Genomic DNA, 3,440 nt, shown 5'->3' with positions numbered 1-3,440 from the left:
CCGCCACCCATGACGATGCCGTTGATCAGCGCGACGTAGGGTTTCTTGAATCGCTTGATGCGGGCGTTGAGGCGGTATTCGTCGGCGAAGAAATCGACCGGCGGCTGCCCGGCGCGGCCGGCCTCGTAGACGTGCAGGATGTCGCCGCCGGCGCAGAATGCCCTGCCCTCGGCCTTGACCACCACCACATCGACGCCGTCGTCACGCTCCCAGGCATCGAGCGCCTTGCCGAGCGCCTTGACCATGGCGTGGGTGAGAGCGTTCAGCGCCTGCGGCCGCGTCAGCGTGACGACCCCGGCCCTGCCCAACCGCTCGAAGCGAATTTCGTCGCCTCCGCCAAAATCCATCGTAAGAGAATCCTCCCCCGCGCATGCGGGACTGAAGTGCTAAAGGCTGGCGCACATGTCCGTCAATGGCAGGAGGGGATCGCCTTCGTATTGGCGGCCGCCGGCGGCTGGTGCTACGAAGCGGCAGTCCTCGCGGAGAAGCGGGGAGCAATGGCAGGATCCACAAGCTGCCTGACGGACTTCGGGGGGAGCCATGTCCGCATTTTGGCATCTCGGCATTGCAATCATCGGCCTGCTCGCCGCCGTGCCGGCGCCGCGTGGCGCCATGGCCGCAACGATCGACGACCTCTATCAGTCGCAGACCATCGTCACCGGCACCGGCGAGGTGAACCGACAGATCGGTTTCAAGGATTGCCTGGACCGGGTGCTGGTCAGGGTTTCCGGCGATCAGCGCCTGCCGGCAAAGCCGGAGATGGCGGCGCTGCGCGACAAGGCGGGCGATTTCGTCGACAGCTTCCGCTACCACGACCGGCTGGAAGGCATCCCCGTGCATGACGAGCAAGGCACCCATGACCGGCCGCACGACCTCACATGCCTCTACAAGCCCGCCGTGCTGGACAAGGTGCTAGCGCAGCTCGGCAGCAAGCCTTGGCTCGGCGAGCGGCCGCGCCTCGCCATCCTCCTCAGCGCCGAGCAGGGCGAACGCCACTTCGTACTGACGGCGAACGACGGGCGCGGCGAGGCGATGCGCGACTCTTTCGTCAACGCGACGGGGCCGTTGCTGATGCGCATCGCTTTCCCGCCGACCGAGCTGGTTTCCGGCATGGACGAAAAGGCGCTGCGCGCAGCCGACATTGCGGGGCTCGATCAACTCGCGAAAAAGGCGGGAGCCGATCACGCGCTCGCCGGCAGCATCGTGTGGAGCGACAAGGACCTGGGGTGGATCGCCGACTGGCGGCTTGGTGATGGCGGCAAGACCTACCGCTGGCAAGTGCGCGGCGTCAGCTTCGACGAGGCGTTCCGTGTCGCTATCCGGGGTGCGGCACAGGTTCTATCGGGCAATGGCCAACCCTGAGGGCTGGCACAATCGTGTCGCATTGGTCTGCGGTGAGTGCCCGTGTTAAAACCCGGCCAAACGAGAGTTTTGGCGATGAACAGATTCACCCCCGCAAAGCCTGCCGGCGCGCGCAGCGTCGATGAGATCACCGGCAGCCGGCGGCTGAGGCGCATGCGCAAGGCCGACTGGTCGCGACGCCTGGTGCAGGAAAACCGGCTTTCGGTCGACGACCTGATCTGGCCTATTTTCGTCGTCGACGGCAAGCAAGTGCGCGAGCCGATCGCCGCCATGCCCGGCGTGTTCCGCCTGTCGCTCGACCTCGCGGTCAAGGAGGCCGAGCGTGCGGCCAAGCTCGGCATTCCGGCGATCGCCACTTTTCCCAACGTCGAGCTTTCGCTGCGCGACCAGACCGGCTCGCACATCCTCGATCCGGAAAACATCATCAACCGCACCACCCGCGCCATCAAGCATGCGGTGCCGGAGATCGGCATCATCACCGACGCCGCGCTCGATCCGTTCACCAGCCATGGCCATGACGGCATCCTGCGCGACGGCATCATCGTCAATGACGAGACCGTGGAACAAGTGGCGGCGGCGGCCGTCATCCAGGCAGCGGCCGGCGCCGACATCATCGCGCCGTCGGACATGATGGACGGCCGCATCGGCGCCATTCGCGACGCGCTCGACGCCAATGGTTTCCAGGACGTGGCGATCATGTCCTACGCCACGAAGTTCGCCTCCGCCTTCTACGGCCCGTATCGCGAGGCGGTGGGCACGGCCGGCCTGCTCAAAGGCGACAAGAAGACCTACTATCTCGACCACGCCAATTCGGACGAAGCGCTGCGCGAGGCCGAGCAGGACCTCGCCGAAGGCGCCGACATGCTGATGGTCAAGCCCGGCCTGCCCTATCTCGACATCATCCGACGGCTGAAGGACGAGCTGCAGATGCCGACCTTTGCCTACCAGGTGTCGGGCGAATATTCGATGATCAAGGCGGCCGCCGCCAATGGCTGGATCGACGGCGAGAAGGCGATGCTGGAATCACTGCTCGCGCTGAAACGCGCCGGCTGCGACGGCATCCTGACCTATTTCGCGCCGGAAGTGGCGGCGATGCTGAAGGGATAGCCTTCCCGAACATCGGCTTGCGGGGGACGGCCGCTGGCGATTGGCTCGATCTTACGGAACAATTCCGCCTGCCGGCCCAACGGCGCGCGATGCGTCGCGCTCGTCTTTGGCCGCCCGAAAACTCCGCTTGCAATTCGCAATCAGTCTGCTACATAACAACCGCTTGCAAATTACAACTGGTTATGAGGAGGCAGTCATGTCGAAACTGCGAGTCAACGCTTTCACCCTGTCGCTCGACGGCTTCGGGGCCGGCCCTGACCAGGATCTCGCCAACCCACTCGGTATCGGCGGCGAGAACCTGCACAAATGGATGATCGGCACCCGCTTTTTTCGCAAGGTTGTGATGGGCCAGGACGGCGGCACCACCGACACGGACGACGTGTTCGCGGCGCGCAGCTTCGAGAATGTCGGCGCCTGGATCCTGGGCCGCAACATGTTCGGACCGATCCGCGGCGACTGGCCGGACGACAGCTGGAAAGGCTGGTGGGGTGACAACCCGCCCTATCACGTGCCGACTTTCGTGCTCACGCACCACAAACGCGCGCCGATCGAGATGGAAGGTGGGACGACCTTCTATTTCGTCACCGACGGCATCCATTCGGCGCTGGAACAGGCCAGGGAGGCGGCCGCCGGCAAGGATGTGCGCGTCGGCGGCGGCGTTTCGACCGTCCGGCAGTATCTGCAGGAGCGGCTCATCGACGAGATGCACCTTGCGATATCGCCAGTGCTGCTCGGCAAGGGGGAGCATCTTTTCGCCGGCCTGGACATGCCGGGCCTTGGCTACCAGTGCACCGAGCAGGTGGCGACGCCCCTCGCCACGCATGTTGTGATTGGGCGGGCGTGACTACAGCTCTTTCTCCCCGTTTGACGGGGAGAAATGCCCGGCACGGCAATGAGGGGCAGCGTTGCCGGTTGGAGATTGGCGATAAGCCGCTGACCGCGAACTAAGGCTCAATCGCTGGCGTCGGCGC

4 protein-coding genes are annotated in these 3,440 nt (G+C 65.0%); 3 read left to right on the top strand and 1 reads right to left on the bottom strand.

From position 1 onward, the window contains the following. Positions 1 to 347 (bottom strand): enoyl-CoA hydratase/isomerase family protein (locus tag EN780_RS30230; protein ID WP_189556862.1); only part of this gene is annotated, 347 nt, incomplete at its 3' end. Between the two features lie 193 nt (positions 348 to 540). Here EN780_RS30230 and EN780_RS30225 point away from each other — a divergent pair. From EN780_RS30225 to EN780_RS30215, 3 genes are all read left to right on the top strand, one after another. Then, a complete protein-coding gene (locus EN780_RS30225) occupies positions 541 to 1,362 on the top strand; it encodes a DUF2066 domain-containing protein (RefSeq protein WP_128276120.1) in 822 nt (273 codons plus the stop codon). 75 nt (positions 1,363 to 1,437) lie between these two features. Next, on the top strand, positions 1,438 to 2,469 hold the full coding sequence (hemB, locus tag EN780_RS30220; protein WP_127393787.1) for a porphobilinogen synthase: 1,032 nt from the start codon (positions 1,438 to 1,440) through the stop codon (positions 2,467 to 2,469). Positions 2,470 to 2,665: 196 nt separating this feature from the next. Further along, the gene (locus EN780_RS30215; protein ID WP_128276119.1) at positions 2,666 to 3,313 is read left to right on the top strand and encodes a dihydrofolate reductase family protein; all 648 of its coding nucleotides are present in this window, start codon (positions 2,666 to 2,668) and stop codon (positions 3,311 to 3,313) included. Positions 3,314 to 3,440: the final 127 nt, after the last annotated feature.

The sequence above is a fragment of the Mesorhizobium sp. M4B.F.Ca.ET.089.01.1.1 genome, from assembly GCF_004022605.1.
In the GTDB taxonomy this organism is placed as follows: Bacteria; Pseudomonadota; Alphaproteobacteria; order Rhizobiales; family Rhizobiaceae; genus Mesorhizobium; species Mesorhizobium abyssinicae.
This window is presented reverse-complemented; position numbering and strand designations above follow the sequence as displayed.